Source organism: Myxacorys sp., assembly GCF_059501405.1.
The window spans coordinates 58,387-78,584 of the sequence record NZ_JCACCM010000164.1; the positions used below are offsets into that span (position 1 = coordinate 58,387).

General features: G+C 48.7%; 20 protein-coding genes. 10 read left to right on the forward strand and 10 right to left on the reverse strand.

Annotated features, from left to right (window positions below; translation table 11 throughout):
* Position 1: 1 nt before the first annotated feature.
* Positions 2-724: a pyridoxine 5'-phosphate synthase gene (locus AC5I6P_RS23170; protein ID WP_495696127.1), complete on the reverse strand. Its 723-nt coding sequence runs from the start codon at positions 722-724 to the stop codon at positions 2-4.
* Positions 725-1,202: 478 nt separating this feature from the next.
* On the opposite strand from AC5I6P_RS23170, the gene AC5I6P_RS23175 reads away from it, so the two are divergent.
* A complete protein-coding gene (locus AC5I6P_RS23175; protein WP_495696128.1) occupies positions 1,203-2,078 on the forward strand; it encodes a tRNA (5-methylaminomethyl-2-thiouridine)(34)-methyltransferase MnmD in 876 nt (291 codons plus the stop codon).
* 2 nt (positions 2,079-2,080) lie between these two features.
* Here the strand turns inward: AC5I6P_RS23175 and AC5I6P_RS23180 are convergent, their stop codons facing one another.
* On the reverse strand, positions 2,081-3,235 hold the full coding sequence (locus AC5I6P_RS23180) for a hypothetical protein (protein ID WP_495696129.1): 1,155 nt from the start codon (positions 3,233-3,235) through the stop codon (positions 2,081-2,083).
* Positions 3,236-3,352: 117 nt separating this feature from the next.
* On the reverse strand, positions 3,353-6,709 hold the full coding sequence (locus tag AC5I6P_RS23185) for a response regulator (protein ID WP_495696130.1): 3,357 nt from the start codon (positions 6,707-6,709) through the stop codon (positions 3,353-3,355).
* A 663-nt stretch (positions 6,710-7,372) separates the two neighbouring features.
* Here AC5I6P_RS23185 and nrdR point away from each other — a divergent pair.
* Positions 7,373-7,927: a transcriptional regulator NrdR gene (gene nrdR, locus AC5I6P_RS23190; protein ID WP_495696131.1), complete on the forward strand. Its 555-nt coding sequence runs from the start codon at positions 7,373-7,375 to the stop codon at positions 7,925-7,927.
* A 164-nt stretch (positions 7,928-8,091) separates the two neighbouring features.
* Positions 8,092-9,834 (forward strand): hypothetical protein, encoded by a 1,743-nt coding sequence (locus AC5I6P_RS23195; protein WP_495696132.1) that lies wholly within the window; start codon positions 8,092-8,094, stop codon positions 9,832-9,834.
* 231 nt (positions 9,835-10,065) lie between these two features.
* On the opposite strand, the gene AC5I6P_RS23200 is transcribed toward AC5I6P_RS23195, so the two are convergent.
* Positions 10,066-10,428 (reverse strand): hypothetical protein, encoded by a 363-nt coding sequence (locus tag AC5I6P_RS23200; RefSeq protein WP_495696133.1) that lies wholly within the window; start codon positions 10,426-10,428, stop codon positions 10,066-10,068.
* A 243-nt stretch (positions 10,429-10,671) separates the two neighbouring features.
* Between AC5I6P_RS23200 and AC5I6P_RS23205 the strand changes: the two genes are divergently transcribed.
* Positions 10,672-11,208, forward strand: coding sequence for an orange carotenoid protein N-terminal domain-containing protein (locus tag AC5I6P_RS23205; protein ID WP_495696134.1), 537 nt, complete (start codon positions 10,672-10,674; stop codon positions 11,206-11,208).
* A gap of 29 nt (positions 11,209-11,237) precedes the next feature.
* Here the strand turns inward: AC5I6P_RS23205 and AC5I6P_RS23210 are convergent, their stop codons facing one another.
* Genes AC5I6P_RS23210 through AC5I6P_RS23220 form a run of 3 tightly spaced genes read right to left on the reverse strand, consistent with a single transcriptional unit; the run spans position 11,238 to position 14,287 of the window.
* Positions 11,238-11,849, reverse strand: a complete 612-nt coding sequence (locus tag AC5I6P_RS23210; RefSeq protein WP_495696135.1) for a pseudouridine synthase — start codon at positions 11,847-11,849, stop codon at positions 11,238-11,240.
* Positions 11,850-11,867: 18 nt separating this feature from the next.
* On the reverse strand, positions 11,868-13,094 hold the full coding sequence (gene hisC / locus AC5I6P_RS23215) for a histidinol-phosphate transaminase (RefSeq protein ID WP_495696136.1): 1,227 nt from the start codon (positions 13,092-13,094) through the stop codon (positions 11,868-11,870).
* On the reverse strand, positions 12,995-14,287 hold the full coding sequence (locus AC5I6P_RS23220; RefSeq protein ID WP_495696137.1) for a cytochrome P450: 1,293 nt from the start codon (positions 14,285-14,287) through the stop codon (positions 12,995-12,997). The genes hisC and AC5I6P_RS23220 overlap by 100 nt, the downstream gene beginning before the upstream one ends.
* A gap of 88 nt (positions 14,288-14,375) precedes the next feature.
* Between AC5I6P_RS23220 and AC5I6P_RS23225 the strand changes: the two genes are divergently transcribed.
* Positions 14,376-15,362: a carbohydrate kinase family protein gene (locus tag AC5I6P_RS23225; RefSeq protein ID WP_495696138.1), complete on the forward strand. Its 987-nt coding sequence runs from the start codon at positions 14,376-14,378 to the stop codon at positions 15,360-15,362.
* Between the two features lie 6 nt (positions 15,363-15,368).
* Positions 15,369-15,833, forward strand: a complete 465-nt coding sequence (locus AC5I6P_RS23230) for a CYTH domain-containing protein (protein ID WP_495696139.1) — start codon at positions 15,369-15,371, stop codon at positions 15,831-15,833.
* 113 nt (positions 15,834-15,946) lie between these two features.
* On the opposite strand, the gene AC5I6P_RS23235 is transcribed toward AC5I6P_RS23230, so the two are convergent.
* The 3 genes from AC5I6P_RS23235 to AC5I6P_RS23245 all read right to left on the reverse strand — a co-directional run bounded on the left by AC5I6P_RS23235 (position 15,947) and on the right by AC5I6P_RS23245 (position 19,025).
* The gene (locus tag AC5I6P_RS23235; protein WP_495696140.1) at positions 15,947-17,035 is read right to left on the reverse strand and encodes a DUF8738 domain-containing protein; all 1,089 of its coding nucleotides are present in this window, start codon (positions 17,033-17,035) and stop codon (positions 15,947-15,949) included.
* A 537-nt stretch (positions 17,036-17,572) separates the two neighbouring features.
* Complete coding sequence (locus AC5I6P_RS23240) at positions 17,573-18,199, reverse strand: hypothetical protein (RefSeq protein WP_495696141.1); 627 nt, start codon at positions 18,197-18,199, stop codon at positions 17,573-17,575.
* Positions 18,200-18,596: 397 nt separating this feature from the next.
* Positions 18,597-19,025, reverse strand: coding sequence for an HHL1-like protein (locus AC5I6P_RS23245; protein ID WP_495696142.1), 429 nt, complete (start codon positions 19,023-19,025; stop codon positions 18,597-18,599).
* Between the two features lie 122 nt (positions 19,026-19,147).
* On the opposite strand from AC5I6P_RS23245, the gene AC5I6P_RS23250 reads away from it, so the two are divergent.
* From AC5I6P_RS23250 to grxD, 4 genes are all read left to right on the forward strand, one after another.
* Positions 19,148-19,339 (forward strand): hypothetical protein, encoded by a 192-nt coding sequence (locus AC5I6P_RS23250; RefSeq protein WP_495696143.1) that lies wholly within the window; start codon positions 19,148-19,150, stop codon positions 19,337-19,339.
* Positions 19,340-19,341: 2 nt separating this feature from the next.
* Complete coding sequence (locus AC5I6P_RS23255) at positions 19,342-19,419, forward strand: hypothetical protein (protein ID WP_495696170.1); 78 nt, start codon at positions 19,342-19,344, stop codon at positions 19,417-19,419.
* A gap of 139 nt (positions 19,420-19,558) precedes the next feature.
* Positions 19,559-19,804 carry a BolA family protein gene (locus AC5I6P_RS23260; RefSeq protein ID WP_495696144.1) on the forward strand — a complete coding sequence of 82 codons (246 nt, stop codon included), beginning with the start codon at positions 19,559-19,561 and terminating at the stop codon, positions 19,802-19,804.
* A gap of 36 nt (positions 19,805-19,840) precedes the next feature.
* Positions 19,841-20,161 carry a Grx4 family monothiol glutaredoxin gene (grxD, locus tag AC5I6P_RS23265; RefSeq protein WP_495696145.1) on the forward strand — a complete coding sequence of 107 codons (321 nt, stop codon included), beginning with the start codon at positions 19,841-19,843 and terminating at the stop codon, positions 20,159-20,161.
* Positions 20,162-20,198: the final 37 nt, after the last annotated feature.

Here is a 20,198-nt window from a genome sequence, read left to right on the forward strand (position 1 = left end):
TTTAAAGGTCTCCTTGAATGGCGTGTTTCATGTCTCGCACGGCGCGTTCCAACCCGACTAGTGCGGCACGACTGATGATCGTATGTCCAATATTCAATTCTTCCATGCCAGGGAGACATGCAACAGGGTAAACGTTCCAATACGTGAGTCCGTGTCCGGCGTTGATGCGTAATCCGGTTTGAAGGGCGCGATCGCAGCCTTCTTTCAAAATCTGCAATTCTTTCTCGCGATCGCGTTCAGTCTTTGCCTCAGCGTACTGTCCGGTGTGCAGTTCGATGAATTTTGCTCCACTGGCAGCGGATGCTTCAATTTGGTTTGAATCTGCATCAATAAACAGACTCACCGGAATGTCTGCATCTTGCAATTGGCTGACAATATGAGCCATGCGATCGCGCGCTCCCGCCACATCCAATCCGCCTTCTGTGGTGACTTCGGCGCGATTTTCAGGAACGAGAGTGACATAATCGGGCTGAATGTCGAGTGCGATCGCGACCATTTCATCGGTCGCTGCCATTTCCAAATTAAGGTGAGTGCGGACGGTTTGCCGCAAAATTCGCACATCGCGATCTTGAATGTGCCGCCGATCTTCGCGCAGGTGAACAGTAATGCCATCAGCTCCGGCAAGTTCGGCAAGAACGGCAGCTGCAACCGGATCAGGCTCCACCGTCCGGCGGGCTTGGCGAATGGTGGCGATGTGATCAATATTGACACCAAGGGTAGGCATTGGGGTCTCCGGAACGTCAAACCCTGATTGTACCGTTTCTGTTGAGTGAGTGTTCCGATTTATTGTTCTCCTGCCAAGGTTTGAAATCTGGCGAATCAGTGAGTCTGATGACCACATCCCCCGCTGTTGTACTTGAGAAATTAAGGTGTTATTGCGCTCAATTGCCTTGACTGTCTTGATTCAAGCAAAACATTAAGAGTTCCAGTACCTTTCAGCCTATAAAAATTCGCGATCGCTCTATCAAGCTGATCATTCAAGATGGGCAAACGGCCAGAATTCCCCATTCTCAACGCAATGACTGAGGAAACAGGACTTCGTTTTACGGCAGTCACTCTCACGCAGATCCTATCGTTTTCTAAATCGTTGGAAAGTCACATTGAAGCAATCTGGTATTTTGTTCATGACGATATCATTGTTTCCGTAACACTTAACTTCCGTCACTCTATCGGAACGCGACAAGCAGCCCTCATATCTCCTAATGCTTTGGATTCCTCAACTCACGCAGGATGGCTCCTACACCTTCTTTTCCGAAGAATTTGGGGAAGCGTTTCACAGTCATCAAGGGGCAAAAGCCGAAGCCTTTGAGAAATTTGCCGAGGCGACTCGGCTGGCTCAGAAAGCCCAATCCAACCGCCTTAAACTGCTGGATGTCTGCTATGGCTTGGGTTACAACACGGCGGCGGCGTTAGAGGTGATTTGGACGGTGAATCCGACCTGTCAAGTTGAGCTTTATGGGTTGGAATTAGATGCAACGGTTCCCAAGAGCGCAGTGGCTCCAGCGTTACTTCAGCCGTGGTCAGCGACTGTTCAGAATGTGTTAACGGCACTGGCAACGCATCATGTCTGTGTGCGATCGCATCTAGAGGCGCGATTGCTAATTGGAGATGCTCGACAATCTATTCAAACCATCCGCCAGAGGAAGTTTCAGGCGGACGCAATCTTTTTTGATCCGTTTTCTCCTCGTCGATGCCCCCAGCTTTGGACAGTTGAATTTTTTCAGGCTGTTGCTACCTGTTTAGGCTCAACCGGGCTGCTTTCGACCTACTCGCGATCGGCGGCAGTCCGCTCGGCTCTGATTGAAGCAGGGTTTCAGATAGGTACGATTCCTCTAGAGCGATCGCATCTACGGCACGACTGGGCGCACGGAACTGTGGGCGCACTGAGCCAAAACTCATCGCTACAACCGTTATCGCAGATGGAACAAGAACATTTGCACACTTGTGCGGCGATTCCCTATCGCGATCCAACGTTGAACGATTCGGCGGAAAAAATTTTAGAACGACGCGCCCAAGAGCAGCGATCGTCAACCGCAGAATCAACCTCAAGCTGGCGAAAACGTTGGGGCATTGCGTGACGTTAAGAAGCAGGGGTGATATTGATGCGTAACAAAATCTCCCAATCCGATTCAGGAGAAATATTGCCATTAGGCCCAGGCTCTACAACAACCTTGTACTGTGTTCCCTCAAGTACATTTCTAGCAATTTCCTTAAGCCGACTTCGATCAAGCTCAGGGCGCCTCAATAAGCTGGGGCTATCGTCCTGAATCTGATTAATCCGCAAAAACTCCCCAGTTTCATTATCAATTGAAAAGTTGACTAGTAATTCCAAAACAGTCTCGCCTCTAAGATCACGAGCAGCATCAATTTGACTCGGCTCAATGTCAAATGACTGAAGGGAACTGATTAAGGCGGCGCTTTTTGCACTCGTTTGGCGCGCCGAGGCCGGGATTGCAAGCTGACCAACGATCTGCCCTTGATACGTCTGTGCGCCGCTTGGCAGAGGTTGCTGACCTGAAGAAGAATTTACAGGAGGCAATGGAGTTCCTGAAGCGGCTGTGTCTGGCACTTCTGGGGTAGAAGGGTCAGATGGGCGCGAGTCTGGAGTAGACGTAGCTGGATTCGAGTTTCCACCTGCCTGTGAGTCTGGAGTAGACGGACGAGAGGGGGATTGCGCATTGGGGAGCGGACTGGTTGACGATCCTTCAGAACTTGGCGGAGCGGGTCGCGTGGAGGGATTAGTAGAGGGCGTGGGAGACGGACGGGACTCTTCTCGATCTGGTTCTGGATTAGTAGATTGCGGTCTGTTAGAAGGCGTTTCTGGCACTCCTTGTTGAGTAGGTTGAGTGACGGGTGCTAGAGGCTGAGGAGAAGAACTTGGGCGTGAGCGAACCGGCGGCGGGGACGCTGTAAAACTTTGAATTGACGCAGTTGAAGACGGTTCAGCAGTGTCTCTTGGAGGAGAAGCATTTTGCGGCAACGAAGAACTCTTCGCTTCCGTATTAGATGGTGCGATCGCTTGCGATCTGGAGATAGAAGCGTTCGGATCGACTTCTACAAATTCAATCGCCTTTGACGATCCTGCGACTTGAGATCTGGATGTTTGGGTAAGGTACCACCGTCCAAGTAACAACACTGCTAAATGTAAAACAAGCGACCCTGCCAGCACTAACAGCCAGAAGAGCGGAGAATCGCGGCGATCGTTTGCGCGATCGTAAGTCGAGAACTGCGCCATACGCCCTCAAGAAACCAGAGACTCAGCAGAATGAATTTTACCTTTGAAGGATCGAATACCGGATCAACCCCTTCAGAATTCCTTCTATCCTAGTCTCTGATGGTGAATTTCTGTTCCCTAAGCGATCGCTGGCGCTGGTACATGAGGATTGACGGAGAAGGTTAGAACGGTTTCATCAACCCCTTTAAGCTTCAACGGGCTCTCTTTGGTCATAATATCCTCGTCGAGATAATCTGCCACTGCCGCCGACACTAAGATTGCACCCGGTTGAGCCGCTTCTTGAAGCCGAGCAGCAATATTGACGCTTGGACCAATCGCCGTATAGTCAGAGCGCTCCTCGCCGCCAAACATGCCCACAACAGCAGTGCCTTGATGAATCCCGCACCGGAACTGAACGCGGTGAATGCCTTGAGATTCCCATCGAGCATTGAGGTCATCGAGAGCAGCATACATTTGACGTGCTGCTGCGATCGCGCGTCGAACCTGTTCGTTCGGTGTCAACTCTTCCGGCGCACCAAAGATGGCTAAAATCGCATCGCCCATAAATTTGTCCACTGTGCCGCCATTCTCGAAAATCGTGCGCGTCATGCAGGCGAGATACTCATTGAGCAACTCCGCCACGCGGCGCGATCGCAGGGTATTGGAGAGTTGGGTAAAGCCAACAATATCGCTAAATAGCACTGTGATCATGCGCGGTTCGGGGCGCAAATCAAGCGACAACTCACCTTTGGCGGCTCGATGTACCAGGCTAGGCGGTAGAAAGCGGCTGAGAACAGAGCCAGTCAGATAAGTATTGAGCCGAGAGACGCGCTGTTCATTTTCTTTGAGAGACAGTAAGTTACGCACTTCTGCCAACAGTTCGCGATCGTTGAACGGTTTGGATAGATAGGCATCCGCTCCTCGCTCAACGCCTTCAATGCGAGTATCTTCATCGGCTTTTGCCGTCAACAGCACGACCGGAATTCCTTTCAAATCGTCTTGCTCTCGCAGCATCCGAATCAGGTCGAGACCGGATACCTTAGGCATCATCAGATCGGTGACAATCAGCGACGGACGCAGCGTTTGAGCATGTTCAAAGCCTTCCCCACCGTTGCGGGCAGTCCAAACGAGATAGCCCTGCTGTCGCAAAATGCCTGACACATAGGAACGCAAATCAGGATTGTCGTCTACGACTAAAATTCTGGGCTGATCAGAACTGTGAGGCACAACTAATTCGGGGTTGAGCACATCTGAGGAGTCTGCAAAGTCTTGCAGTTCGGTCTCTAAGTCTGCTAACTCGATCGAAGCCCGACTTGCTTGAACTTCGGCTAAGGAGTCTTGAATTTGCTCAGACGGCAAATGATCTGAGCCAGTTTGCAGGCGAATTGTAAAGGTTGTGCCCTCACCGTAGGTAGAGTCTACCGTGACCTGCCCGCCATGAATTTCGACTAATTCTTTCACTAGAGCAAGTCCTAAGCCTGTGCCCTCAAAGCTACGGTTAGTCGAGCCTTCTGCTTGACGAAATCGCTCAAACAAGCAGGGAAGCTGATCGGCGCGAATGCCAATACCGCGATCGCGCACCTGCAAAATGCACTGTTCGCCATCTGATTGCAATGTCACCGTGATGCTCTTACCCGCAGGTGTAAACTTCATCGCGTTGGAGAGCAAGTTGTACAGGACTTTATCAAACTTTTCGGCATCCAGGTATATTGGCGGGCAGTCGCTCAACTCGGTCGAGAGGGTGAGTCCCTTTTTCTCACAGTAGGCGCGGAAGGTCTCGACAATTTGAGCCACAAAGTCTGTCAAGTTGCACGCTTGAAACTTGGGCTGCATTCTTCCAGCATTGAGGCGCTGTAGATCTAGAAGTTGATTGACCAATCGAAGCAGACGACGAGAATTTCGCAACGCGATCGTCGATTGCTCAAAGGATAAGCCTTGCTGCTGAGCCACTGCCCCTTCAAGCGGTCCGACCATCAGCGTCAGGGGCGTGCGGAACTCGTGGGAGATATTTTGAAAGAACTCCGTTTTTTGCCGATCGAGTTCGATCAATTTCTCGGCTTGGTTACGCGTGGTTTCGTAGAGGCGCGACTGCTGCACCGCGATTGCGGCTTGAGCCGCAACGGACTGAGCCAATTGAATCTCCGCCGCTTGCCAATAGCGAGGATAGTGATTTTGCCGCAAAGAGATGCTGCCAATAATTTTGCCGTCTGCAATCAACGGAACGACCAGCAGTGCACAGGTGGGCGAGCGAAACTCTAGATGATCCATTTCTGGGTGGTTCGCCAAACTATTGAGAACAACTGGCTGTTGCGTCGCCATTAGCTGTTGCAGAACCGGATTGCCCGCAATGGGAATGCTCGACTCAGGTAATTCATACTGTTCCGGTGGCGCTTGCCAACTGCCATCATGCAAAGCGACACATTCAACAAATTCATCGTCTTCTGTCCACAGCGACAGAACGCAGCCATCGACTTCTAAGCCCTGTCCGAGTTGCTGGGTGATCGCAGAGAAAATCTTTTGCCGATCAAGACTCGATCGGATCGCGGTTGTGATCGTATTGATCAGTGCTTCCCGTTTTGCCAGTGCCCGGACTTTTTCATACGCGCGGGCTTGAGAGAGCGCTAAGGCAGATTGATCTGCCACCATGCCCATCAGTTCTACTTCTTCTTGTTGCCATTGGCGCGGTTCACCACACACATGAAGCGCTAGAACTGCCATCAGTTCAGATTGAAAGGCGAGCGGCACAATGAGGCTAGAGCGAATGCCCGTCTGCTGATAGAGCGGCTGAAGACTATCCTGCTCTATTCGCAGATCGCTTTCGCTGTCTTGAATAACTTCAATCTGAGATGTTTTCCAAATGGGAGGAACAAAGCAGGTCGGTTCTTCTATCTCAGAAGCAGAAAATCTAAAGTTTTGAGCGTCAAACTCGCCATCTTTTACAGAGCGGACGATCGCGTGGCTCACTTCTAAGGTGCTGCCAACTTTTTCAACGAGCGTTTGCAAAATTTCCTCATAGCTCAAGGCACTGCGAATTGTGCCAGTGACCGCATTGAGCAGCGATTCTCGCCGTAAGGTGCGTCGAAGCTCTTGAGTTCTGGCTTTCAGAACATTGTGCGTATCTGCTGCTTGTCGCACCACCAGTTTGAGTTCTTCATCATCCCACGGCTTCGTGACGTACTTGAAGACTTTGCCAGAGTTGATCGCTTCTACCAAGTCTTCTACATCGGTGTAACCCGTCAAAATAATCCGAATAATATCGGGATACTGAGCGGCGGTGAGGCTCAAAAACTCTGTACCGCTCATTAACGGCATGCGCTGATCGGAGATGATCACCGCGATATCTGGCTCTTGCTCTAATAGCTGTAGCGCCACTGGCCCGCTTTCTGCCTTTAGCACTCGAAACTCGCGATGAAAGGTGCGGTAGAGCAAGTCAAGGTTATCTGGCTCGTCATCCACGACCAAGAGTTTCTGCTTTTTAACGTCAGAAGATATCATGCGTCACACTCCCGCTGTGAGGGCACTAACAGAAGAAACAGGCGGAGGCAGAGCGTAACCAGCCCCAACGCCCACCGGGAACACGGCGTGAATCGCTGCTTCATAATAGAATTTATACGGGTTGCCTTAATGGTTGGGATGCTGAAGGAGTCTTGCTCGGAAAGACGGCAAGAGGAATACAAAAAAACGGGCAATTTGGCGCTGAGAGAACGTTGGCAGAAGTAGCGCATCAGCAAGGGGACAACGGGCTGATGGGAAGACACAATCTAGGGGGAAATGACTGTCTCCGTCTTCTTTAGTAAAGTTGCCCATCGTCCGTCCAGTTCTAACGAGTGTGAAGGAATGTTTGTGATCAAGATCGCACCAAGCAGGAGATCCACGTCAGAAAAAAGTTATATTCGGCAACGCGTTGCTGAATATGTGCCCTTTAATTGGAACGAAAATCACGATAAAAAAACAACGCTGCCGATAGCGGAAGAGAAAAAGTTCTGAGACTTAACACACTAGGGGTATGATGGGACTTATAAGACGCAAGCCAGTTTGGGGGCGTTTTACCCCTGATGCTGACTCTACTGTGACTGCTGTTGCATTTACAATTGCCTTTACAGAGATTCACAACAGGATTTAGAAGGGATTCAGATTGCTCCCTAAGAACCTTTAGGGATGCGTGAGCTACTATTTCTTTGGTCAACAGAAATTATGCGCTGTCCTGTTTGTCATCATCTGGAAAATCGGGTTTTGGAGTCACGATCGGCGGAGAGCGGGCAAAGTGTCCGGCGACGACGGGAGTGTTTGAAGTGTACCCATCGATTCACGACCTATGAGCGAATTGAGTTTGCGCCGATTGTCGTGATTAACCAGAACGGAGAACGGCAATCGTTTGATCGCTCAAAGCTGCTGCGGGAAGTGATTCGAGCCTGCGATCGCACCCACGTTCTAGAAGCTGAGGTCGAAGCGCTGGTGAGTGCGGTAGAGGCTGAGTTGCAGCAGCGCACCTACCGAGAAATTGAGAGCCGCGAAATTAGCGATTTGGTGTTGCAGCATCTGCGATCGCTCAGTGAAATAGCTTATATTCGCTATGCGTCTGTGTACTGCGACTTTGAGAACGTTGAGAGCTTCGTTGAAACCCTCGATCAGCTGCGGTCTAAACCACCTTTGAGGAGCACGGAAATCCATCGATCAACAGAGGCAGAAAGCGCCGAGCCCAGCCCAGTTTGATCCGCGATATACTATTCCCTCAGATTCGGCTTGTTATGCTAAGGGGTGCTCGAACAAAACAAAGAAATTAAGACAGGTTGCTCCGCATAAGCTGAGCGGTCTTATGTCTAATTTTTGTTGACAGTCTATCGTGATGCTTCCTCATTCTCTATCAAGCCGGTCTTATGTTTCACTCTACGTTTTCTGATTCCCTGGAGACAGCGCTTGAGCATGAAATTATTGGACATGTAGCAATCGGTCAGTACCGTTTAGCCGTTGGGTCAAAGCACGGGGTTTTGCTAACGGTTACAGAAACGCCAGTGGCAGCGCCAATGCTAAGAGCTACACCGATTAGCCAGTTGCCGGACGCCCCCAATTTAATCGGACGCAAAGCTGAGTTAGAACTGGCGCGATCGGCATTACACACTCATCGAACGCTTGAGATTTGTGGAGAACCCGGAGTCGGAAAATCGGCTTTTTTGAAACAACTGATTTTGCATCCGCAAGTTAGTCCTGGAGGTGCAAACTCTGAAGGGCTTGCTCAGCCGAATCGGTTTTACATTGGTCAACCGCTAACCGTTTCAGAGGTGTTTCAACACTTATTTGAGGCGTTTTATACGACTCCTACGGGTGTTCAGCGTTCAATTCACGAAATGCAGCGAGCGTTGCGCGCTCGCTGCGCCATAATCGCGCTTGACTCGCCAACCCTGACTGAGCCTGAAATCAATCGGATCAAAGCTGCACTGCCTAATTGCACCTTAATTGTCGCGTCAAGGCGGCGAGTTGGCACAGCAGAGGTGACGGTTGCTTCAGAGTCGCCTCTGCTAATCGAACTGTCAGGGTTGACGTTAGAAGAGACCTGCCTGTTGCTCGAACGAGAGCTAGGACAAGTCGCCTCTCACGGGCGCGCACCTGTTACACCAGAGCAACGGCCTTTTGAACAGACCACACTCAAATCGCTCTGGCAATTGCTCGAAGGAAATCCGCAGCGATTGCTGCAAGCGGCAGCTCTTGTGCGAGAAGACAGAGTATCTCTAGAGCACACGCTTCAGTACATCCAGACCAACGAGCCGATTCGCACGTTTACGCGCTTGAGTTTGGCATCGTTGCCGAAATCCCAACGGTGGATTGTGGCGCTGTTAACAGCAATGGGAGGAACTGGGCTGAGAGCAGAACAAATTGCAGCAATGGTAGGGCCGCCCAATCCATACCCAAGTTTGCAGTCGCTTTTGGAGCGGCATTTAATTCAATGCATCAACGATCGCTACGTATTGACCGACGGATTAGCCGATGTGTTGCAAGCCGAGTTTAATGCCACACCTTGGATGGAGCGGGCGATCGCATATCTCATTCCTTGGGCAGAAACGCATCAATCTCAGCATACTGAGATTTTAGGAGAACATCGAGTTCTGATGTATGGGCTTCACTGGATGATGGAGCAACGGCGGTGGAGAGATGGGCTAAGGCTAATTTCTGCTATTGAAGTAGCACTTGTGTTGGGAAACCAATGGGAAGCATGGCGACAGGCGTTGCGCTGGAGTTTGAAAGCGGCATGGGCACTGAGTGATGAGCAGATCGAAGCGTGGGCAATGCATCAATTGGGAACGCTCTCGTTTTGCCAAGAACGTATTACAGAGGCTTACGATGCGCTAACAGAAGCACTGAGAATTCGGCGGGCAAATTTGGGCAATGAACTAGCGACAACGCTAACTCGCCATAACTTAGCTCAGATTAAAGAAACAGTGTTGCCTTCAAAACTCAAATATCCCACTCTCCGACTAGATCAACGCCGCACTTACCGAACCTTGGCGCTGATTGGGATGTTAGTGTTTCTAGCTTCGGTTTTGATAGGATTGGCCATTTCGCAGCGATTAATGCAGAGACCATCGGGCGGAGACATGCTTAACCCTACTCCATTGCAAAAGTAGAATAACAGCAGAAGACCTCTGCTCACATCTTAAAATTCCATAGTTCGACAAGCTTAACGACTAGAGTTGAACAAACAATAAAGTTGCCGTTATACAACGCCCGCCTGTCAGATTATGGCAGCGCTCAGCGTTCCATCCCTAAACTGAGAAACTCATAAATCAGCAACCTTTAGTCACATAGCAGCGATTCTAATCGCTAAGCTCTGTTCGCCGATCTGACGGTGAAATGATCTACGACTGACCAGGCGTGCCGAGATCCATTGCCTTTTTGACGGGATCGCCATCAGTTTTTGTACTGCCCGAAACTGAATTCACTTCTCCAGCCATCTGCTTGTATGCGCTCGGATCACCTGTAGGTTCTGCGCTAGTTTTGGTCTCTTCGGCTTCAGGAACTTTAAACTGAGGTGCAGTAGCAGCTTCAGCAGCTTTAGCGCCTTCCCCACTTTGATCAACGCTGCTGACGCTGAGTTCTTTGGAAGCTTCATAGTCTGCTGAAACATCAACGTTAGGAGCAGGACGATCGCCGCTCTCAATCTCTTCTGTCATTTCCTCAGCGTCGTAAGTCTGATTGAAATCTTTATTAGTTTCTGACATAACAAGCTCCTGGTAATAAGTTAAGTCCAAACAGCACACTCTATCAAATCTGAAAATCTGAACTTGCTGTCACCCTATCAGAATTGCACCCACTGTCTTAAACCTTCTGAAGGGGGATTTCCGATCTCTTTCATTAGGAGGATTAGAAAGCGATCGCAAGGTCGTTCTAGAGAAAGGCGACGCCCAATGGTCGAACCTGATACACCTTGAAGCGACTGAAACGTTATAGCTGGAGAATAGATTATGGCTGAGTCTGCAAATCAGAACACAGAGCGATCAGACTATTTAGATGAAAAGACATTAAAGGCAATAGAAACGTATGAAAAGTTAGGCACGGACGACAAGCTAGCCTTGCTCTATTACGTTTACAAAAAGATGGGAGATTCAGTGACCCCGGCTGACCCAACGGCTGCTGAACCGGAGTTGTCGCCTCTTTTATCGGATACTTTTTACAATCTTTCTCATGACGATCAGCTCAACGTGATGCGTGACATTGTAAATGGTGCTGACACTGAGTATTCCCACGCTTATGGGGCGATCAAAGAAAACAACCAACTGCTAATTTGGTTTGATTGGGCAGAACGCATGGGTGAAACGGTTGTGGGAATGCCAAGTGACTACAATGCAGCCGACTCGGTTAATGCAAGCTTGAGTAGTATTGAAGCGCTAGATTTTGAGCAGCAAATCTCGTTGCTGCGAGAAATTGCTCACGGTATGGGCTATACAGATGTAAAACCAATTCCAACACAAGCTGAAACGGGAAAAACATCTAGTCTCTAAGGTGAGGTAATCTCTCCATCGGAGCGAGTCTATCTTCGATGGAAGAGCTTCAGCACAGACTGTACTTCTTCAGGTGTTAAATCGCGCCATTGTCCGGGAGCAAGCCCAGTGAGTTGAAGAGGTAGATTTGTAGGCGAAGTGTTGATCGCGACTCTTATTAAACGTAATGTCGGAAAGCCGACGGCGGCGGTCATGCGTCTGACCTGGCGATTTTTCCCTTCAGTGAGGATGATTTCGAGCCATGCCGTCGGAATCTGCTTCCGAAACCGAATCGGTGGATCGCGATCGGGCAGATCAGGTTCGGCAATCATCGATACGCGAGCAGGGCGCGTTTTATAGTCTTGAATTTTAACGCCCTGTCGCAAAATATCCAGCGCCTCTTCAGTTGGAACGCGCTCAACTTGTACCCAATAGGTGCGCGGATGCTCAAATTTTGGGTCATTGAGGCGATGTTGAAGCTGTCCATGATTAGTCAGCAACATTAGTCCTTCGCTGTCGTGATCGAGACGTCCAACAGGATAAACATCAGGAATTGGAATGAAATCTTTAAGGGTTAGTCGTGTTTGACCTGGCGGACTGTTATCGGTAAATTGGCTTAGAACGTTATACGGTTTGTAGAACAGAAGATAGCGGTAAGGCATGAGTTAGGAGAGAAATCATTAGAGGTGACGGCTGGCTGATTCTAGGTTAAGCAGAGTTTCGATCAAGCGTTGATTTTGCGCTTCTGTTCCAACTGTAATTCGGAGCTTGTCATCTAATCCAGGCTGGTTGAAGTAACGAACAAGAATACCTCGATCTTTTAGTCCTAGATATAGGTCTTCTGCCTTCTGCGATAAGGGAGTTGCAAGAACAAAATTCCCGTGAGACTCACCTACGGTAAACCCTAAATTCTTGAGATCGACTGTCAGTTTTGCTCGTGATGTTTTGACTTTCTGAGCGCACGCCTCTTTATAAGCTTGATCGCGCATAGCGGCAGTGCCGACTAAGGTTGCGATCGCGTCGATGTTATAACTATCCTTCACCTTGAACAATCCTTCTAGCAAGGCTGGATTCGCAATTCCAAACCCCATTCGCAATCCGGCTAGCGAATATCCTTTCGATAGGGTTCTCAACACAATCACGTTTTCATATTGAGATACTAAAGGAAGCGCAGAATAGTCAGCAAAATCAACGTAAGCTTCATCGATCGCTAATACGCCTTGTAGCCGTCTTGCTAACTCATGCAAGTCATCGAGCGGAACAACGTGCCCGGATGGACTATTGGGAGACGCTATAAACGTTACTGCGCCATTTGCGGCAACAAGATCGTCAATGGGTAGTTTAAAGTCTGACGAATAGGGAATCTCAACGACTTCCGCAGGCTGCATCGCAGATAGCGTGCGGTACAACACGTAAGTTGGAGTTGGATAAACAATTGTGCGATCGCGCCCTTCTCCGCAGGCTCTCACCAACACGTTAAGAATGTCATCACTGCCATTGCCTACAATGATCCAATCAGCAGGTACACCCAGCGCCTCGCTGACTGCCTGACAAAAATCTCGTGCAAACGGATCAGGATAGCGACGTAACCACTCACTATCGAGATGGTGTAGAACTTCTAGCGCTTTGGGCGATGGCGGATAGGGATTTTCGTTCGTGTTGAGTTTAATGATTTGGGTTCCGGGTTTGGGTTGTTCACCGGGAATGTAACCCTTCATAGCTGCGATCGCAGGACGAAAATAACTCATGGTAATAGCGACTAGAGGCAAGATCGTTATTGTATGGCAGATTGCTCCAACCCGTTCTGCTAGTCGATTGCAGAGCGAAAGATCACCCGCAGTCCATCTTTGGGTCGGCGAGTTGGAATCTGTACGGGTTCCAAGCGTTGATCGGGCAACAGTTCCCATTCGTAATGCCGTAGTAAATGCGCCGCCACTAACTTCATTTCTAACTTGGCAAACGCTAATCCGATACACACTCTAGAACCGCCTCCAAACCCAATCAGACTAAACGGCTTTTGCTTCGTGTTGTGCCAGCGATCGGGGTCAAATTTCTCCGGTTCGGGATACACTTCGGGAAGGCGGTGCGTGTGCAAAATTGAGTACTGCGCCAACCACCCTGCCGGAACGGAATAACCATTGAACTCAAACGATTTAACAACTCCTCGAAAGCCGCCGGCGACAGAGGGATGCAAGCGTTCAATCTCATTGAATATCTGATCGAGATAGGGCATTTTGCTGATCTGCTCCAATGTCACAGGATCGCTAAATGTCTGCTGTTCTGCCTTTGCTTTTTGATACACACCTTTATTTCTGGCTACCTCTAGCGCGAACCACGTTAGCACTGACGTTGTGGTTTCATGTCCTGCAAAGAGGAGTAACATCGCTTGCGCTCGAATTTCTTCAAAACTTAGGCGATTTCCCTCTTCATCTTGCGCATCTAACAGCAAACTCAACGCATCGTCGGTGGGATTTTCTTTTCGCTGATTAATTACAATGGCAAGATGATCTAAAAGGGCATTTCGAGCGGCGAGAGACTTCTTAAACTGGCTTCCGGGAAGATTTGGAAAGCTAAACAACCCGCTTGTTAAGGTGGTAAACAACTGGCTTAAGCGTTCTGTTTCTTCGCCGGGTGGTGTTCCTAGAAAAATTTGACTGGCAATATCAAAGGTCAGTTGCTTAAATTCTTCATACCATTGGAGAGTCTGCTGTTGTTCCCATTTCTTTAAATATTGCTGCGTAATCTCTTCCATTGATGAGAAATATCGCGCTAATGCTGCTCCGTGAAACGCAGGCATAATCAGCCGTCGATTTCTACGATGTTCTTCGCCCTCTTGCACAAACAGCGATCGCCCCAACAAAATCTTGAACGTGTCAGGCCACCCATCTTGCCACGAAAAATTGTCGAATCCGCTAGAGAGCAGAAACTCTACGGCATCTGGCCCGACCATAAACACGGTTGGTCTGCCTATGATGTGGCTTTTGAACACCGAACCGTGACGCTGATAGCGTTTCTGCACAAAATTGCGATCGGTCAGAAACTGAAGCGTTTCACCAATGAGCGGTAACCCCATTGATCCGGGAGGTAGAGAAGATGCCATAGGTCAATTGATAAGGGAATTAAGAGTTTCTTTAGGTTTCGAGCAATTCTGGCAAATACACTATAAATGACACCTCAAGGAAATAGCTGTGCTGAATCCGCGTGTAATCTGTCTAGGTGAAATTCTATTTGATCGTATTGCCGACCAGCCAGGACGCCCGCTCGAAGCGGTCACGTCATGGACATCTTACCCTGGAGGTGCGCCTGCAAATGTTGCCTGTGCCCTAGCAAAATTGGGCACTCCAACAGCGTTTGTCGGCTGTATTGGAGAGGATGAAGAGGGGCGATCGCTTGTCAAATTGCTGCAAACGGTTGGGGTTGATACGCGGGGAGTGCAATTTCATCCTACGGCTCCGACGCGCACCGTGCTAGTGTTGCGCTCCGATAGCGGCGATCGCAGTTTTGTTGCCTTTGGTGACCAGCGCTCGTCCGACGAATTTGCCGATACTCATCTCCAAGCCGAGCACCTGCCCGTGGAATTGTTTCAGCAAGCAGATTACCTCGTGCTTGGCACACTGGAGTTAGCGTATGTGGACAGCCAAGCCGCGATCGCACAAGCACTATCTCTTGCCGAACAGTTTTTCGTCAAAATCGTACTAGATGTCAACTGGCGTCCGGTGTTTTGGAACGATCCAGAAGCAGCACCGCCGCTAATTCACGAGATGATCAAGCGCGTTGATTTTCTCAAACTGGCAGAAGAAGAAGCCGAGTGGCTGTTTGGAACGACCGATCCGGGCGCGATCGCATATCGACTCGGTTCGCTTGAAGGCGTGCTTGTCACCAAAGGGGAACACGGTTTAGCCTACTGCTTGGGAACCAACGAAGGCACGATTCCCGCGTTCAAGGTTGATGTTGAAGATACGACCGGAGCCGGAGACAGCTTTCTAGCCGGATTTGTGCATCAACTTTGCCACCATAATTTACAAGACTTTAAAGATCCGCAAGTAGTGCGACAAGTGGTGCAGTATGCCAGTGCTGCCGGAGCATTGACAACGGTTCGGGCGGGCGCGATCGCGGCTCAGCCAACATCTGAAGAAATTTCAGCCTTCTTATATTTACGTGAACAAACAAGCTAAGAGGTCATGATGGAAATTGAGCGTAAATTTTTAGTGAGCAACGACGATTGGCGTACCCTAGCCACGGGAACGCTCTATCGTCAAGGCTATATTCCAACCACCGATCAACGGACGGTGAGAGTGAGAATTGCAGGTCAGCAAGGCTTTTTGACGATTAAGGGAAAAACGCAAGGCATTTCGCGATCAGAGTTTGAGTATGAGATTCCCCTTGAAGATGCTGCGCAACTGCTCGATACACTCTGCGATCCGCCTCTGATTGAGAAACATCGCTACCGAATCCCTCTAGATGGATTAGTTTGGGAGGTCGATGAATTTTTGGGTGAAAATGCGGGACTGATCGTCGCGGAAGTAGAGTTGGCTGATGAAGCCCAAGCGATCGCGCTTCCTAGTTGGATTGGACAAGAAGTGTCTAGCGATCTGCGGTATTACAATTCAAATTTAGCGAAGCATCCGTTCAGGCACTGGCACTAACCGTTCCTCCCTGCAACAAACCCTGCAAGTGACAGATTACATAGGCTTGGTTATGTCACAAAAATTGCAAGGCACATCCTAACTTGGTTTTTGCAACACAACCCGCCGTCATTCTATTTCTCCTGCTTTTCCCAACTTTGAATCACTTGCCGTAATGCTTCGGGAAGATTGTCTTTTTCCAGGTCAATATATTGAACAGTGCTTCCCATCGCTTGCAGGGTTGTGGTCGGATAATCTGCAAATGCTGCGCTACTCAAATATCTTAGAGCATTGAGATTGCTGAACCGTTGGTTTTGCAAGACCTGTTGAAACTGCTGCACCTGCTGCTCAGTTAACCGCTTCAACACGACAGGACGAGAGCGAATATTTGGGGCAGTAACCAATCGTGTGATCACACCGTCAGCCGTTAAAGAGGTTTGCGTCACCTTTCCTGAAAGATCTCCACTAATCGTGGATTGAAAGATGACATTGGGTTCGAGCGTAGGAATGATGTTCTGCTCTGGAATAAACGAAGGCACTAATCCACCTCGGCTGCCGCTCGCTGTTGGATTTTGGGCTATCCGGCTCCCCGATTGATCGAGGTGATAGACCCAACTGCGATCGCCTCCCGTCAAAATGGCTTGCCATCCTTGAAGGGCAATTCTGGTACACGCTTGTCCCGGTTTAAAGATGCCCAAACAGCCATCCCAAACGGCAGATTTAACTTCTGCAATGCGTAACCGAGACGCTGGAATCCGAATCTCTCTAGCCACCCTGCGAATCAGGCGTTGACGAACGGCTGACGGCAACACGACAGTGTTAGATTGTGGTTCTAATCGGAGTGCGTTGGCGGTTTTGTCGGTTCGATAGACCCACGTTTGCTGTCCATCAGTGACTTCCACTCGCCATCCTGCCACCTGAGCTAGCAAGCAACCTTCTGCTGGCCCCCCCAACCCCAAGCAACCATCAGGCCACGTTTCCCGACTGAAACTGGCAATCTTCAGATCCTGTACTGGCACGTTGAGACGCTGTGCCAAATCTTGGCGAACCTTTTGTTCGACTGATTGAGGCAGTTGTAGCGATTGCTGAGCAACTTCAGCCTTGAGTGGAGCGCTCAGTGCAGATTGTCTTGATACGGCTGCACTAGATATTAGGAGCAGTCCAGTTAGCGCAACCGTGATGACTTGGCGGGAGGACTTAAATGTTTTTTGGGTTGTATACATGATCGTTTGCCCTATTTTGAAAAGCTCTGAGAAGCATTGTGACTGAGTTCTAACTTAAGCAATCGGATGCCTTTTTCAGTCGCTGTTGCTGAATTTGCTACACAATATCTCATGCGCCAATATTCAATTTGCCTAATTACAACCTACTGATTGCGCAGATCAACATGCAGATCGATCGCTGTTAATTCAACTCATTTGCACTCTTTTCTATAGACGTCGGTTCCAGCATTCTTGTTGCAATGGCTGCGTTCTTTTTCGCGCGTGGATGCCACATATGCTCTGATATTTCGCTACTTCAATGCATTTGATGCGATCGCTGACTTTGGTATCTCTGAAAACACGTCTAAAGTGAGCGCATGGGGATACTTGTTATTGGAGACACTTGTTAGAGGATCGTCCTTCAATTCACAAGGCATACAGAAGTAGAGCAACCTATTCATAGGGTTTCATGATCTGAATGTAATAATTCTCATGAAACCCCCTCCGTATCATGATTTCAAGCGTTTGTTCTGTAATTAAGTTGTGAACTACTAGCTGCTACCTGACAAATTTAGCTTGATCCAGTTGAAAGTTACCATCAACAAAAACCGAAGTTTCTGTCCCGGCTTCGTAAGTCACATTCTTGCCTTTCATCAGCAAGAAAAGTGGGTTAATAACTGCCGCCAACGCAATCACACCGCCTGAATTGCCTCCTCCGCTTTCTTGGCTTGCTCGAACTGCAATTCGTTCACCGCTCGTCAAATCAACATCATTAATCGCAATTTCTAATTTGCCTTTCCGACCCAGCATTCCAGAACGCTGTACTTTAGTGACAACGCCTCTTCCTGTTGCTCCTTTAGCAATCACGGTAGTATTGCCAATTCTAATATCTTCAGTAACTTCAAATTCAATTGGATCGTTTTGTTTCGCCGTCTTAGAAGAAACGGTTTGCTTAAACTTCATCTTGACCCGCGTTCCGTCTGCCAAGCCAAATGTCATGGCGCTAGTCGGCTTCTTAACTTCGACAGGTTGTGCCGGCATCGGAGTTTTTGTTACCTGAGCAATTTGAAAAGATTGTGTAGTTTCCTTTAGGGTAGACTCAGTGCCAATTGCTGTCGCTTGTCCCATCGCCAATGCTTCTGCACCGATTAGTAATGCAGAAGCGATTCCAAAAACTGTCTTCATCTCGGTAATACCTTTGTTTACGTAGAAATGATTGAGAAGCTGTTTGCGAAGCGAAACGTAATTTACAACGCTAAGATGCACAAGCTAGCCTAAGAGATGTAAAACCAGGTCAAGGGTTAAGTACATCAAGTTGGCGCAGTGAATCCAATGCTTTAGCTAAGCCCTCACGAAGTTAACCCGGATGGAAAACTTCGTCAATACTCTCTCTAGGCAAGTTTATGTAGTTATAGTTAAAGACAAATTATGCAGTTTTCGATCTATGAAGTGCGCGATCGATGCAGAGCGCAAGCCTAGAAAGACAATTCGGAGCTTAACGAAGCGAATCGTAACCGCACGCAAAATCCACAGCGTCTTCCAGCCTTTTAAGTTCGTAATGCCTGCAACAGGCTATAAATTTCTAATTTTTCTTAAACAGCGAGCTAATTTTGTCGCCGACTTGCGAAATCGCTTGCTGAACACCACCTAAAGCTTTCGTCGCTGGACGTGTAGCGAGTTCGATCGGCTCGTCCTTGTATTCTTTTAAGCGATAGCCATATTCCAGATTCTCTTTATTTTTCTTGAGAATCGGAAACAGGCGAAACGCGCCTTTTAGCAATTCTTCTTCATTGCCATAAATTGCCGCATTAATTTGGTTAGAACGTTTCACCGCGATCGCGCCCACCGGAAACCAAGGCTTTTTATCTTTGACCCGCATGTAAATCTCATATTCCGGCAGCCCGCTCGACTTAAATTCGTCATACTGCTTCGAGGCTTTCTCTCGCTTTGATGCGCCCTGAGACTGCTTTTTCTCTTGGTGAACTTTCTTGCCAAATCCGGGGGTGGTCATCGCGGTATATGAATGTCATTAACAAAAGTTTACGACATTTTTTAGAAAATTAGAAATTTCTGGGGCTGTTGTTTACAGTAGTGGATCTTTAATTCCAAGTATTGTGATCGAAGAGTTGCACTATGGCGCAAAGAAATCAAGGCGTTTTCAGGAAAATTTGTTTTCAGGAGAATCTAAAGCGGATTGAGGAACTTGATTATAAACAGCAAATTGAGTGTAATGCTGATACGGCTCGTTACTATGCTGACGCGAGAACAGGTGAAGAATTAAGGGCCGTTCATTACCTGAAAATGATGTTTGGATTGCAGCATTAGCATTGCAATCTGGTTTGACGCTTGTGACTGGCAATGCCCATTTTCAAGAAGTGGAGAATCTGCAACTAGTAGCGTGGTAAACGGCCTCCGACTAGCTAACCCTGCACTGCAAATCACTTTTCTGCGATCGCGCTCCCCATCTATCCTGCTGATCGAGCGATCGCTTTCCCTAACCAGTTAGACTATAAGAAGTCTTTGCAGTCAGTGAGAGGAGCAGGAATGATTAGCCCGGATCAGGTTGAAGCGATGATCAAGGCTGGGTTGCCAAATTCTCAAGTAAGCGTTGTCAGCCCAGATGGGGAGCATTTTGATGTCACCGTTGTCTCTTCGTCGTTTGAGGGCAAACGCCGCGTGCAGCAGCATCAGCTTGTCTATGGCGCAGTCAAGCAAGCGATGGCATCAGAAGCGATTCATGCCCTATCGCTCAACACCTTTACTCCCGAAGAATGGGCAGCAAAGCCCTAATCCATCTTTACTGAAGTTCATCCCTAAATAACACTTATGACAGACACCAACGATCGCATCGACAATCTAGTCAAACAAAGCAAAATTGTCGTTTTTATGAAGGGCAGTAAGCTAATGCCCATGTGCGGATTCTCAAACAACGTGGTTCAAATCCTCAATGCGCTAGGCGTTCCTTATGAAACGGTGGACGTACTGGAAGACCCTGAAATCCGCCAGGGAATCAAAGAATATTCTAATTGGCCTACCATCCCGCAAGTGTACGTAAATGGCGAGTTTTTAGGCGGCTCTGACATTTTGATTGAGCTGTACCAAAAAGGTGAACTTCAGCAGCTTGTAGAAGTTGCTTTGGCATCTTAAGACTCACCAGAGGGCGCGATCAGGCAGACTTCTTGAA